The 13,863-nt window shown below is 44.7% G+C and carries 15 protein-coding genes; 8 read left to right on the top strand and 7 right to left on the bottom strand.

Translation table 11 applies throughout. From position 1 onward, the window contains the following. Positions 1-223: 223 nt before the first annotated feature. Positions 224-2,170 (bottom strand): FAD-dependent oxidoreductase, encoded by a 1,947-nt coding sequence (locus MHI14_RS24935; RefSeq protein WP_341131469.1) that lies wholly within the window; start codon positions 2,168-2,170, stop codon positions 224-226. Between the two features lie 435 nt (positions 2,171-2,605). Here MHI14_RS24935 and MHI14_RS24940 point away from each other — a divergent pair, with 435 nt between their 5' ends. After that, the gene (locus tag MHI14_RS24940) at positions 2,606-3,277 is read left to right on the top strand and encodes a 3'-5' exonuclease (RefSeq protein ID WP_017690193.1); all 672 of its coding nucleotides are present in this window, start codon (positions 2,606-2,608) and stop codon (positions 3,275-3,277) included. 57 nt (positions 3,278-3,334) lie between these two features. Here the strand turns inward: MHI14_RS24940 and MHI14_RS24945 are convergent, their stop codons facing one another. From MHI14_RS24945 to MHI14_RS24955, 3 genes are all read right to left on the bottom strand, one after another. Next, positions 3,335-4,336, bottom strand: a complete 1,002-nt coding sequence (locus MHI14_RS24945) for a helix-turn-helix transcriptional regulator (protein WP_341131470.1) — start codon at positions 4,334-4,336, stop codon at positions 3,335-3,337. A gap of 121 nt (positions 4,337-4,457) precedes the next feature. After that, positions 4,458-5,162 (bottom strand): hypothetical protein, encoded by a 705-nt coding sequence (locus MHI14_RS24950; protein WP_091033957.1) that lies wholly within the window; start codon positions 5,160-5,162, stop codon positions 4,458-4,460. Between the two features lie 207 nt (positions 5,163-5,369). Further along, the gene (locus tag MHI14_RS24955) at positions 5,370-5,537 is read right to left on the bottom strand and encodes a hypothetical protein (RefSeq protein ID WP_017690196.1); all 168 of its coding nucleotides are present in this window, start codon (positions 5,535-5,537) and stop codon (positions 5,370-5,372) included. A gap of 330 nt (positions 5,538-5,867) precedes the next feature. Between MHI14_RS24955 and MHI14_RS24960 the strand changes: the two genes are divergently transcribed. From MHI14_RS24960 to queF, 6 genes are all read left to right on the top strand, one after another. After that, positions 5,868-6,323, top strand: a complete 456-nt coding sequence (locus MHI14_RS24960; RefSeq protein ID WP_036611459.1) for a hypothetical protein — start codon at positions 5,868-5,870, stop codon at positions 6,321-6,323. 18 nt (positions 6,324-6,341) lie between these two features. Then, positions 6,342-7,046, top strand: a complete 705-nt coding sequence (locus tag MHI14_RS24965; protein ID WP_036668803.1) for an AIM24 family protein — start codon at positions 6,342-6,344, stop codon at positions 7,044-7,046. 373 nt (positions 7,047-7,419) lie between these two features. Continuing rightward, entirely contained in the window at positions 7,420-8,100 is a 681-nt protein-coding gene (gene queC / locus MHI14_RS24970; protein WP_341131755.1) for a 7-cyano-7-deazaguanine synthase QueC, read from the top strand. Next, positions 8,097-8,588: a 6-carboxytetrahydropterin synthase QueD gene (gene queD / locus MHI14_RS24975; protein ID WP_036611465.1), complete on the top strand. Its 492-nt coding sequence runs from the start codon at positions 8,097-8,099 to the stop codon at positions 8,586-8,588. Before queC ends, queD begins: the two co-directional genes overlap by 4 nt. After that, positions 8,581-9,354: a 7-carboxy-7-deazaguanine synthase QueE gene (queE, locus tag MHI14_RS24980; RefSeq protein ID WP_341131471.1), complete on the top strand. Its 774-nt coding sequence runs from the start codon at positions 8,581-8,583 to the stop codon at positions 9,352-9,354. Before queD ends, queE begins: the two co-directional genes overlap by 8 nt. 148 nt (positions 9,355-9,502) lie before the next feature. Continuing rightward, positions 9,503-9,994 carry a preQ(1) synthase gene (queF, locus tag MHI14_RS24985; protein WP_076209554.1) on the top strand — a complete coding sequence of 164 codons (492 nt, stop codon included), beginning with the start codon at positions 9,503-9,505 and terminating at the stop codon, positions 9,992-9,994. 128 nt (positions 9,995-10,122) lie between these two features. Here the strand turns inward: queF and MHI14_RS24990 are convergent, their stop codons facing one another. Continuing rightward, positions 10,123-10,335 carry a hypothetical protein gene (locus MHI14_RS24990; protein ID WP_341131472.1) on the bottom strand — a complete coding sequence of 71 codons (213 nt, stop codon included), beginning with the start codon at positions 10,333-10,335 and terminating at the stop codon, positions 10,123-10,125. Positions 10,336-10,588: 253 nt separating this feature from the next. Here MHI14_RS24990 and MHI14_RS24995 point away from each other — a divergent pair, with 253 nt between their 5' ends. Further along, on the top strand, positions 10,589-11,863 hold the full coding sequence (locus tag MHI14_RS24995) for an MFS transporter (protein ID WP_176872761.1): 1,275 nt from the start codon (positions 10,589-10,591) through the stop codon (positions 11,861-11,863). Between the two features lie 427 nt (positions 11,864-12,290). On the opposite strand, the gene MHI14_RS25000 is transcribed toward MHI14_RS24995, so the two are convergent. Both MHI14_RS25000 and MHI14_RS25005 read right to left on the bottom strand, forming a co-directional pair. After that, on the bottom strand, positions 12,291-12,779 hold the full coding sequence (locus MHI14_RS25000) for a prolyl-tRNA synthetase associated domain-containing protein (protein WP_341131473.1): 489 nt from the start codon (positions 12,777-12,779) through the stop codon (positions 12,291-12,293). Between the two features lie 58 nt (positions 12,780-12,837). Beyond that, positions 12,838-13,683 (bottom strand): EcsC family protein, encoded by an 846-nt coding sequence (locus tag MHI14_RS25005; RefSeq protein WP_091033971.1) that lies wholly within the window; start codon positions 13,681-13,683, stop codon positions 12,838-12,840. Between the last annotated feature and the right edge of the window lie 180 nt (positions 13,684-13,863).

Raw genomic sequence — 13,863 nt, forward strand, 5'->3', positions numbered from 1 at the left:
ATGCAGTCCTACGGGGCATAACGGGCCCTGCCGGCGGAGGTTGCAACCCTGTATGGGCATTCTCTTCCGCAGCTCGCGAGGTAGGAATTTATGAAGCAGCTACAGGAACCTTGCACCACACTGTTCCCTCTCTGTTGAAGCTGGCTTGCACAATCATGTCCTCGTTATAACGCTGTTATCATTTTTGACCACATTAGTTCATTTACAAGTAATTGTCAACCAATTAGTCGTATACAACTCCAGAATAATACTCCACTACATCACGAATGAGCATAAACGCATCCCCATTGGTAAGATTGTTCTTGTCAGCAATGCCAGCAAGCGTGTCGGCACTTATAAACTTTTGCGTTTGTAATTGAGCAAGTGCCTGTTCAAGTGAAGTTTCTGTTTCTGAAGATCCCATTGCCAGACATAACATATACGCAGCCTGATCCAACGTTAAAGGTGGGGTTACGGCATTCTCCATATTTGCTAGAGCTTGGTCGGCACTCCCTGTGTAGGCTTCTGGAAACATCGCTTGCATTCTTTTCAATTTACTTAAAAATCGTTCTGGATTCATTCCTTTATCCAGTTCCCAACCATCGTTATTATAATTGCCTGAAGTCATATACATACTCGCTGCAGCCAATAATCCCTTGTAATCCTTATGCTCCATGTAATCAGGCTGCTCGAAACGATGTACTTTCAGATCCATACCCTGATTCTCCAGCATCTTACGTAGTTCAGATGCTCGCTCTTCTGAAGTTGAGAGTTCGCGGAAGGACTCCTTATGGATATATGCCAGCTTGACCGCTGCCCCTGCTGCTTCTCCCTCTGCCATTCCCAGTGGGACAACTCTTGCACTACCGTGTGGGATTGTATCATAACTTGCTGCACGTCCAACGACGAGCAAACCATCAACCTTTAGTGGTACGAGCGAGCGAAAGGGTACACCATATTGAATTGGACTTAACATAATTGTGCCGGGATTTCCAACACTTGTGCTCTGAATATCAATATCGTATGAGCCGTATCCGATGGCATCCCAATGATCACGATTTTCCATGACATCAGCTAATGTTAATCGGTACTCGCCATAGATATGACGTGACTCCCTCACGTAAAGTTCGTTCGCTGTTCCAGCATATTCTAGCCCTGCAAATTCATCATAATTTTTCTTCAGAAAATCAACAATTAGTGGGGCTTCTTTACGCCCGATTTTCAGACCTTTTTTCACAGATATCGGATCTAACGGATCTACCCCAAAGATTTGCATCGTATTAATCAAGATTGTATCATCATTTTGTCTTCCGATATTCAGACTGCGAATCTTAATATATTGTGGATTGGAGGATTCATATTTTCTAGCATCACCGTACCCCCAAGCACTCATCTTATCAACCCCGGTTCCCTCTCTTTCCCTAAACTTTTGCCATACCTCATCAGTAACACCGCTTAGCTTGAATACAAGCGTAGAGACCATTTTGGATTTACCATCTCCAATATCTTGTCTACCTATGGAGTATGGAACTCCTGCAGCGGCTGCAATATCCGCATCTTGCGTTGCATCAATGATGGAGCGGGTTGAGATCTGAACAGTTGTTCCATCTTCTTTAGTTATGCTCATACCCGTTATTGTCGTTTGATCTCCCGTAGATTGTTCAGTAAGTGGAACTAATTCCTTAGCATTCATCAACAGGTCAATATTAGGTTCAGAACGAACCATCCGATAGAAAATGTTAGCCGCTGTATTGGTATCAAATGAACTACCCTCGATCTGGTCAAACCATTCCTGAAAAATGCCTTTGTTCAAAAAGTCAGGCTGCCGTAAACTACTCAATAACTGCGGTTGTTCAGGGGAATAATTTAGATCCAGCGTATTAAGGCCTCCCTCGGTCAACAATCCTCCCAACATGTTGCGATCTCTTGCTTCCACCAGCAATACACGCATCCCATTACGAGCAGCTGATAAGGCAGCGGTAATACCTTCCGGATCCGTTCCAGCTACAATAACGTTATAGGAATCTTTCAGGTTTAGTGTAGATTGCACGTCCTCCAAAGGCTGCCATACATAATTATTATTAAATTTATAATTCTTGTTCCAAATATAGAATGCACCATATGCAGCGCTCATTAAAACAATAAACACACTAGCTGTAATTGCTGTTATTTTCAATTTTCTACTAATCAAAGAAACAAACCTCCATATGTACTTTAAATTCAATAATACTAACTCGTGAAGTAGTTTTCCTATGTTATACCAACAACCGACTAACTTTTTCTCCTTTCCTACATGAGTATGCCATAAATAATAAAAAACTCCCCAACACTTCAAACGGTGTTAGGAAGTTTTGATAATAAGACGGAAAGTTCTACTTTTATGTTGCCATAGATACAAACAAAATATAGGAAAGTCCCTAACTTTCCTCATTATAACGACCACTTTTTGTGAAGTAAAGACTTACCAAAACCGGAAATGCATCAGAAAGATCATTAAACACTCAGACTGTCCGTTCATCCTGACTACAATGAATTCTATAGCGATGGCTGACATGGCAGCACGTTCCCTGTAATATAGAGAAATAGAAAGCTATCACAGGTATTAATTGATAAAGGAGCTTGTCCTATGCCATATATCATATATGATCTTGAATTCACGGTAAGCCGCAATACTCGCTATTCTTCTGAAATTATTGATATCGGTGCCGTCAAAGTTACGGAAAGTGCGGATGGATTGGTCGTAACGGATACGTTCCATACGTATGTTCGTCCTTCCAATAAGTCTGTTCTGTCCACTGACACAATTCAATTTACAGGTATCACACAGAAAGATATTGATGCAGCGCCTCTTTTTCCGGCAGCATTGAACCAATTCATTGCCTGGATGGGAAGTGACCCCTATTACATGTGTTCCTGGGGACCCGATGACCGCAGCAAACTGATCTCTCATTGTCGCACCCATCAACTTGATGTGGCCTGGATCACCAATCATAACGATCTCCAGCAACAATGGTCCCGCACCGTTCGTAAAGAAGGTAAGTTCCGTCAACTCGGACTCGCTCAGGCTCTTGAAATCTGCGGAATTGAATTTGATGGTACCCAGCACCGTGCTTTGGATGATGCCATCAATACAGCCAAGGTGTTTATGCATCAATTTGACCGTTTCACTCTGGAAAATAACTGTGCAGCCGATGATGAGGGCATTACTTCCAAGGTTGTCTATTCCAGCTCCACAGAAGATGAAGAAAAAGAATCTCCATTTGGCAATCTGGCAAGCCTTTTCAAAACCAAAGAGTAACCGTCCACAGCACAGTACTTAATCGTGTCTTGGCTTAGGATGGATGGCATTCTAATCTCAACTTTTATTGTACATTTGTTGCCAATAGTTTAGGCGTTCTTTCATCTTGATGCGGCAGATCTCAGGTTCGAGAATTTCCGCATCAGGTCCATATTTAGATATCCATACGAGAAATTCGTCAACATCACTTAATATGGCTTCAAATAACAGGCTACCTTCCGGTTCAATGGTTAGGATGGGTCGCATAAAAAATTGCTCCTGCATCACACGTTCCACAGCATGGGGTGCAAATCGAATTTTGAACGCAGTCCACTCCGTACTTCCCTCGTATGCCCAAGGAATGCGGAAGTGTGATTGCATCAGATAATCCTCTTTGCGAAACGTGCGTGGCAATATCCGTATCCTTTGCAGCCGGCTCACCTGAAATATTCGAAGTTTCTCCGACAGGTGACAATACCCTAACAGCTCAAATCTGTATTCACGAGGGATAAGACAGTAAGGATCTATACGTACGATCCCTTTTTTACCTTGAGACAGATACTCCCCTTCAATGGTGTTCTGTGAAATGCCAGCCTGAAGCAGGGTAATCATGGATTGATTCTGCGAATCGTTGTTTTCATTTTGCCATGCGGGCAATCCCGCTTTGAACAATCCACTAATTTGCTCCGACCATTCCACTCGTTCTGTTTTGTTTTTCTGACTCGAAGCAACCACTTTCTCATAAGCGCTCTCAAAAGCAGGTTTCAGCAAAGGACGAATATTCTCCATAACTTCAGCAAGATGCATGAAAGCTTGGGCTTCTTCATCAGACCAATTTAGCGGATACATGGCAAATTGGCTGATAAACATGTACCCTTGTCCGTGTCCCATATTGGCGATCGGGATATGCATTGCACTGAGGGCCTCCATGTCGCGGTATATCGTCCTTTCCGTCGTCTCGCATCGCTGGGCGAGCTCACGTGCCAGTATGCCCGGCTTGGCCTGCACCAGTGTGATAATGCGCATTAATCGGATTAGTCGGTCTGTCATTTTGCCGGACCCTCCACGATGTTGTTTCAATAAATTTGATACAACTCCATCCATTGTTTAATATGATATTGATACATACATTCGACCTTCTCCTAAACTTCACCTTCAAATATGTAGACTCTCTCTATACCGTTACCATCTGAAATCAACCCTATTCCCCTAATATCTTTTTTTCACGATCATGATATCCTGTTGTAAAGGTGATCCCGTAGTGATAACGCAGCTTTTCAACGATCTCGGCTTCTGCGTAATAGTCCAGATCTTGCTTCCGCGCAGCTTCAATTAACAACGCATCAGCATGGCGACGCAACATATTACTTCCCTCCTGAACCCGGCCTCTTTCGTAGGCGCGCAGGGCTTGTTTGATCAGGGGCACGGTTTCACTTAATTTGATCGTCTTCTCCACCTTGGGATCTTCCGGTTGGCGCAACATGCCCAGATGACTGGTGTACTGAATATACAACTGTTCTCTTCGTAACAATACACGTTGACTTTGCTTCAACTTCCTTGTGCTCCAGTAGGCTGAACATACGGCAGCTTTTCCTGATACACGGGGTCCCATGACGAATTCAAGCAAAATTTGTTTACTTTCTCCCTTGTACATATCCCCAAGCCTCAATAACCAGCCAATATCCGTTTCTTTGGAACGACATCCATAGATGCCTTTTAGCTGCACTCCATATTCCGGTTTGAGCAAAAGTTCCAAATCTCTTGATACAATTTTGGGTGCTATTTTCCTAAGTCTTTTGGCAGGGGCACCGTTACGCCACTCTACCATCATATATACGGGGTCGGCTCCCCCTGTCGGTATGGCCTCTTTATTCCACGAATAAGATACTTCAAAGACTGAGTTCACTGGTAGTCTCTCCCCCGATTTATATGTATTATCTTCTAAGTTATCAGGGTGAATGGACACTATATTGTCACGGAACACATGTTCTCATTAAATTTTTCCAATATATTAGTTTTATATCCCTAAATCCGTCTCAATACGACAATAAACGACGAAAAAGCCTGGCACTAGGCCAAGCTTATCAATCACTTATCTATGACAAGTCCCAAATTAAACAGTAGGATGATCGATTCCCATTTTGTGTAAATATTGTACACCATCTGCTTCGTTTACCGGTGCATAGGTGACACTGTCAATGACCAGCTTACGCCCTACTGGCTCTCCATTCACAGTGATCATGATTGTTTTGGTTGATGTGTTCTGATCTGTTGTGTACATATGTTTCTACTCCTTCATGTTCACGATCTTATATTCAATCGGATATATTGGTATCGTTCATTAAATTGCGCATTTGTGAATAGCATGCACCCGGAACTGAAGTAAAAGATCTGTAAAACGGTCCGGTGTGCTTGCCTATCGTTCTATTACCCCACAGATTTGTAAGTTAAACAGCCCTGTTCCTAAATAATTTTAAATATTTCGGGTAATAAAACGATATCATCTTGAACCCATCGTCCCGGTTTTGACGTATAATGTAAGAGCCGTATTTCAACAATAGACGACGAATTCGGCGATTGATCTATCTAACCGAAGAAAGAGGTGTTAACGATGCCAAAATCCATTCAGGGTTATTTCATTCGGGTGTTATTCACCACATGCATTCTATTTACCGTTTCGATCGCTTCAACAGTAAGTGCAGCCAGTGCCAATATTTTTACGGATATATACAGCGGATGGGAGCGAGTCTCCGAACTTCCCGGAGAAGTGAACGCTCTGCAGGAAAGTTATAAGCAAACGATGGAGCAACTAAATCAAACGTCCGCTCAGTTGGGACAAGCCCAGGCCAATGTCGAAGCATTTAAGACCCAGAACGAACAACTGCTGGCTCAGAACCAGAAACTCACTGAAATGGTAAGTAAATTACAGGACGACCAGAATGCCAAAGCAGCTACCACCAAACGAATTCAGACGACGATCATCACTGTCGTTTCTCTCATATTGGGTTACTTTGTTCTGATTCGTGTGATGCGCTGGGGAATGCGTCGCCGTTCGGGCCGAGTATAAAAGAACAGGAGCAACTGCATGAACATACACCTGAACAATGCTGAAGCAGGCGGAGCAGGACAAGTCGTCACATTTTCACTCATTAAAGATGACCGCCTTCATATTTTGCATCCGCAGCAAATTGTGGCCTTCCGCGGTCCAAGTGGGAGTCGCAATGATAAATTCATGAATATCACGGGCATATATCGCAAAAAAAAGCTGATTAAATCCGAAATCACCGGACCTTGCCAATTTGTGGCTGCCCTGCCTCCCGGATTCACGATGAAGGAAGTGGAGCTCACGGAGGACAGTGATCTGCTCTATGACTTCCGCCACCTGTTCTTCTACTCTGATGGTGTAACCATGCATACCAAAATTCAGAAAATCAAAAACATGCTGATCACCCGTGATGCAGTGAAAATGAAATTTTCCGGCAAAGGCAAAATCGGATTGCTCACTCAAGGCCAGGTCTGCCAACAGGAACTTCACCCAACAGCGCCGCTTTATGTGGATGCTGGCAGCATTATTGCCTATCCCGAAAATGCACATCTGGAACTCACCGTATATGGTAACAACCTTGCCAGTCAGCATATGAATTATCATTGGAAGATGACAGGACATGGATCTGTACTCTTTCAGGCTGGACGTGAGAATCACCGCTTGGAACAGGATCTTAACGATGAGGGACTGTTCAAACGAATTTTGAAAGAAGTGATTCCTTTTGGCAATGTATTGATCAAATAAGCTGTTAGTTGATGAAACAGACAGACTAGTTGCCACTATGCTCCAGTGGGGTGGTCACCACGCGGTTTCATGTTATAATGGTTCAGACAATTAAAGAAGAAAATCCATGCCTGTGGCATGGGAGAGGTTCGCGAACTCCCTCTATAAGACTTGACCATGTGATGGTCAGTATAAGTCTTGCGTACACGTTGCGGTCACTATGCAATCAGGTACGTAAAAAACTAAGGACACTTACTCTTACCTGCTTTTTTGAAGCGGTTATCGAGAAAGTGTGTTTTTTTATGGATGCCAGTTCATGAACTTCTCTGTTCTTCCGACACTCTATGCCTATGTGCATGGTTTGATCTCAAGAAGATAGAGAGGTTTTTTTATGTTGAACGAAGAAAAAGCAGTCGTTGTATTCAGCGGTGGTCAGGATAGTACCACGTGTCTGTTCTGGGCAAAACAACAGTTTGCCGAAGTCGAGGTTGTTACATTTGATTACGGTCAGCGCCACAAGTTGGAGATTGAATGTGCAGCCGAGATCGCTCGTGATCTGGGGGTACAGCAAACGGTACTCGATATGAGCCTGTTAAATCAGCTTGCCCCCAATGCGCTCACTCGCACGGATGTGGAGATTACGCATGAAGAAGGCGAACTGCCGAGTACATTTGTTGATGGACGAAATCTGCTGTTCCTCAGTTTTGCGGCCATTATGGCCAAGCAAAAAGGAGCACGTCACCTGGTTACAGGTGTATGTGAGACGGATTTCAGCGGATACCCGGATTGCCGGGATTCATTTGTGAAATCGATGAATGTGACACTTAATCTGTCGATGGACTACCCATTTGTCATTCATACCCCACTCATGTGGCTGGACAAAGCCCAAACGTGGAAGATGGCCGATGATCTCGGTGCTTTTGATTATGTACGCGAGCGTACCCTGACCTGTTATAACGGCGTGATCGGCGATGGATGCGGAGAATGCCCTGCCTGCAAACTGCGCAAAGCCGGACTGGATCGTTATGTACAGCAACGTGCTGCTGCTGAATCTGCGGGAGTGGATGTACGATGAGAGAGCCGGGAACATTCCGTATTGTAGAGCATCTGCAACGCATCGGAGAAGATATTCTACCCACCCAGCTGCGCTATCACCGCAAACGTGTGCTTGTAAGCAAAGAATTCACCTTTGACGCAGCACATCACCTGCATTGTTATGAAGGCAAGTGCAAAAACCTGCACGGTCATACGTATAAAGTTATTTTTGGCATCAGCGGTTATCCGGGTGAAACCGGGCTGACAGTTGATTTTGGACATATCAAAGATATATGGAAAACTCAGATTGAGGGCTATCTGGATCATCAGTACCTCAACGAGACACTTCCTTTAATGAATACAACAGCTGAAAATATGGTCGTTTGGCTGTTCGAACAGATGGAACATGCGCTCCAGACGGAGCCCTATGCCGGGCTGACCGATGGTGGGCGTACGGAGTTTGTCCGACTCTTCGAGACACCCACCAGTTACGCGGAAGCGAGACGGGAGTGGATGATTGATGAGTAGTATTGTAGAACAGAGACAGTCGCGCGAACGCAACCAAGAGGCGCGTATCCCTGTGATGGAGATTTTTGGTCCGACGGTTCAAGGCGAAGGCATGGTCATCGGGCAAAAAACGATGTTTGTTCGCACCGCGGGCTGCGATTATCGCTGCTCCTGGTGCGACTCGGCCTTTACCTGGGACGGCAGTGGCAAGGACCAGATTCGGATGATTACGCCAGAGGATGTATGGGAAGAATTGCGCCGCGTTGGCGGCACGCGTTTCTCCCATGTCACCATCTCTGGCGGTAATCCCGCCCTGCTCGCTTCGCTGGGCGGGTTGGTTGCCCTGCTGCGGGAGAACGGCATCCGCACTGCGGTGGAGACGCAGGGCTCCCGCTGGCAGCCTTGGCTGGCGGACATTGACGAAGTCACTGTCTCGCCCAAGCCACCCAGCTCCGGCATGGACACCGATTGGGCCGTGCTGGATGATCTGATCGAACGGCTGGCCGCTGGCTCGGTAGAAAGAAGCTATAGTCTGAAGATCGTGATCTTCGATGAGACAGACTTGGACTATGCCCGCCGTGTGCATGCACGTTATCCGGGCACGGATCTATTTTTACAAACCGGGAACCCGGATGTGACTTCCGCCGATACGCCAGATCTGGCGTCCTCGCTGCTCGCTCGTTATGAGTGGCTGATTGACCAAGTCAGTGCCTCCGATGACCTGAATGATGTTCGTGTGCTTCCACAGCTTCATACGCTGGTATGGGGTAACAAACGCGGCGTCTGATGGACAGTATGTGTGGAATGGGCGGCATGATGTAAGGATGAGGGCGAAAGGTCCTCAGACAATGAAGAGAATTAAACAGGCAAATGGCCTATTCATATATACCGCGAGGCTTTGGGCTTTGGCGGAAACAAGGAGCGTTTAATAACCGATGAGACAACCTGATGAGATGCAAGATGTGACGTTGCTGGGCAACCAGAACGTTAAATATACGTTTGAATATGATCCGGGCATCCTGGAGAGCTTTGATAACAAACATCCGTACCGCGATTATTTTGTGAAATTCAACTGCCCAGAGTTCACCAGCCTGTGCCCGATTACGGGTCAGCCGGACTTTGCAACGATCTATATCAGCTATATTCCTGATATCAAAATGGTCGAAAGCAAATCACTCAAGCTGTACCTGTTCAGCTTCCGCAACCATGGTGATTTCCACGAGGATTGTGTGAATATCATCATGAACGACCTGATCAAGCTGATGGACCCACGCTACATTGAAGTATGGGGCAAATTCACACCGCGCGGCGGCATTTCCATTGACCCGTATACGAACTATGGTAAGCCAGGAACGAAGTACGAGCAGATGGCCGAGCACCGCATGATGAATCATGATATGTATCCGGAGACGATTGATAATCGTTAATGGATTCCGAAAATAAAAGCAAAAGCCGAACTCTTCCATCTGAAGAAGTTCGGCTTTTGTTTTTTTACAGTTTATACGATTTTTATACGAAGTTCAGCTTTCTTCTAAATCCTCGATTCAACTGACGTTCAAGTGGCTTGATCGTCCTTTAGTTCTCTGACTTTTTTGACGTAATGTCTCAACATCAAAACACCAATCGATTGAAAAATGATAAAGATGACGATAGCAGCAGATAGAGATTTCGGTGCAACATAGATAGCCTGAAACGTTACGACAGCCATATATAAAATGGTCATTACCAGCTCGCGTTTGGCGGATTCATAAGGTGATAAGGATTTCATATCCATCCCTCCTCTATCCTTTTTACACACAAATATGGATTTTCTTACATTAGATGCTAAAGTAATACGTTTCTTTTGTAAATGTAATGCTATAAATAAACACCTCAGAAATAGAGTTGAATTCATCAACGTTTTCCTTTGTTCCCCTTGTCGGTCCAATCAATCTATCCTATTATGTAACAATATGCTTACACGCATAGAATATAACATCAGGCGCTGATCCCTCGTGACCGCGACCAAAGGAGAATTGTACATGTCTACACAAACCTCATTAACCAAGGACGCCACAGCGCGTTCGAAAAACCCACCCGGATTGGATGCCCAAAGCACCGTATACCGGATACTCATTGCAATCAGTCTGGTTCATCTGTTCAATGATTCAATCCAGTCGGTCATTCCCGCCATTTTTCCGATTCTGAAAGACTCTATGCATCTCACGTATACTCAAATCGGATGGATCTCATTTGCTATCAACTTTACCGCTTCCATTATGCAGCCTGTCGTAGGCTGGTTTGCTGATAAAAAACCGACGCCGTCCATTCTGCCCATTGGCATGGGTTTTACATTTACCGGCATGTTGCTGTTGGCCTTCGCCGACAGTTATATGGCTGTCCTGATTTCCGTTATCTTTGTCGGTCTGGGTTCCGCTGCTTTCCATCCGGAAGGTTCGCGTGTATCACACATGGCTGCCGGTCAACGCCGTGGACTGGCACAGTCCATCTTCCAGGTTGGTGGTAACGCTGGGCAATCCCTTGCCCCATTGCTTACACGCTGGATCTTTATCCCGTTTGGACTGTTCGGTGCCATTGGATTTACAGGCATTGCTGCCATGGGAATTGCAGTTCAGATCTACATCGCCCGTTGGTATGGACGTATGCTGCAATCGGGAGGATATCTGCGTAGACAGGCTGCTGCTCGTCGTGCACCCAATCCTGCTTTGCGCAAGAAGATTACTGCCGCCATTACGATATTAATCTTGCTTGTTTTTGTTCGTTCTTGGTATATCGCTTCCATCGGCAGCTTCTATGCGTTTAATCTGAAAGATACTTTTGGATTGTCAACAGAGGACGCGCAGATCTATATCTTCTTGTTCCTGGCTGCTGGAGCACTTGGTACGTTCTTCGGAGGCCCACTGGCAGATCGATTCGGCAAACGTAACCTGATCTTCCTGTCCATGGCTGGAGCTGCTCCGCTGGCTCTGTTGTTACCCTATGCGAATCTGTTCTGGACAGGTGTACTGCTTACCATTATTGGTTTTATCATGTTATCCAGCTTCTCAGTTACGGTTGTGTACGCACAAATGCTGATTCCAGGCAAAATCGGAACAGTTTCCGGTCTAATTACTGGTCTGGCATTTGGTATGGGAGGCCTGGGCGCACTCGTGCTGGGCAATTGGATTGATGTTTTCGGTGTATCACCCGTAATGCAGATGTGCAGCTTCCTGCCCCTGCTTGGGATCTTCACGTTCTTGCTTCCATCCGATAAATTGCTGAATATCTGGGCAAAAGAAAACGGTAGTGAAGAGTAAAAAATACATCAACAGGTGTCCACTTTTTATTTATTCTATATTGGATCCAATCCTTACGTGGCAGCATCGCCCTTATAAGACGTTATCTTGCGCTAACGAACCTGACAGCTTTTATTTGAACGAATACTACCGGTTTCGAAATCTAAAGGATCTGAGCAGCGCTATTCCCGAGAAAAAGGCCAAAAACCTTGGAATGTGCGTTTAAATGTAGAAATAACGTGTCTGAGATTCTTTAGAAATCGGGATTATTGAAGTATCGCCAAATAACGTCTGCTGAGTTTGTTAGATTTCACTTTAGTCACCTGCATTTACAGTATGAATAAAAAGTTCAACCATAACAAAAAGGTTCCCGCCATCTCTGTATATACAGAACGGCAGGAACCTTTTTTTGTTATATATGTTTTTCTCGTATTTAGCTTCAAACGTATTATTCAACGTCACACATGATAAAGCTGCTGCCATGAGCTGTAATCAGTTCCTTCACATCTTCAAATTCAAGAAATACCGTCGCCGTATTTTCCATCGGATGAATTCCGATTTTCTGACCGACTAGATCCTTGTCAAAAACTACGGTCACGTTTTTCTGTATGTTATTAAACACTCCCATTGGATTTACATGGCCCTTTTCCAATCTGAGGAATTCCAACAAATCCTTTTCACTGGCAAAACTTAATTTGCGGCTAGGTATCTTTTCGCTTAAACTTCTCAAATCAACGGACTTCGTCCCAGCAATCGTCACCAGATAATAGTTGCGCTTCTTGTCATCACGCAGAAACAGATTTTTAACGATACGTTCTGTATGCGGAATCTGATAAGAGAATATTTCCTCCATCGTGTATACTGCGGGATGTTCAATACTTTCGTAAACGATATTATTGCTATCTAAAAGATCATAGAAACCCTGTTTGTTTAACATAACAAATTCATCTCTTTCAATATAAATATTCTTTTATAATACTACTTATTCTGTAACCTTACTTCAAACGCTGAAGGATCAGCCGTTTTTTGTACAGCATTTTACCTGCTTCGGCTACATCTCGAATTGTATTTTTGTTGCTCACGGAACCAAAGACCATGCCGGCAATAGGCACGAGTTGGAACAGTTTCTTCCAACCAAAGGATTCACTGTAGGAGTTAAACACTTCCCGCCAGCCCTGCATCTGCGATACCACTTCAATGGGCTTGTCCGGATCGTCGTATGCTGCCAGTTCTTCAATAATCGCTTTCTTGCCTACAATATCAGCGGAAGAGAATTGCAGACATTTGACAATAAAGATGCGCTCCAGCGGTTCATCCGGATCATACCCGTAACATAGTGCCATTTCCTGCAGTACCTTCAAGGAAAGCCCCATAACCATCGGAATATCTGCTGCAATGGTTACAATGCCACCAAAACCTGTAGCTGCTCCCTGAGCCGCGGCAAACTTCGTTCGACTCTCGGTAATGTTATCGGCCACCTGATCAAGCACTTGAAGTGGCAGATTCTCTACACTATGAATTTTGGCTGTGCCCTCAGCTTCAGCATCCTGTTCCAGACGATAGGTCGTATCCATCATGGAATAACCGGACCTCTCGGCTTCCTCTTGCAGCAGCTTGGCTACTTTTTTCTTTTGTACGAGGAACTTGCCTCCATTCTGCACATACTGACCCACATCGTTCAGGGAATCTCCGATCTTCTGTTTCAGTGCTTTAGGCATCACTTTATCCAACATCGCAAAGGGCAAACGCCCGATTTTATCCCAAATAAATAAGTCTTTCTGTTGTTTCTCCCATTTCAAAATCTGTTCAAGTTCCTTGTCCAACGTCTCGCGTGAATCCATATGTGATCCTCCTAATAGGTTCTGCATCGTAATCTGTATCTTTCTCATACGCAGAAATCATCGTTGTGGTTGCTTTGTTTTGTGTCCAGGACACATATGTTCAGACTACTCTATCTTATCGTTCACATACAGAAGAGCCCTTAATCAGCATCACTCGCTAACTAAGGGCTCTCGTATTTA

Source organism: Paenibacillus sp. FSL K6-2393 (assembly GCF_038002545.1).
In the GTDB taxonomy this organism is placed as follows: domain Bacteria; phylum Bacillota; class Bacilli; order Paenibacillales; family Paenibacillaceae; genus Paenibacillus.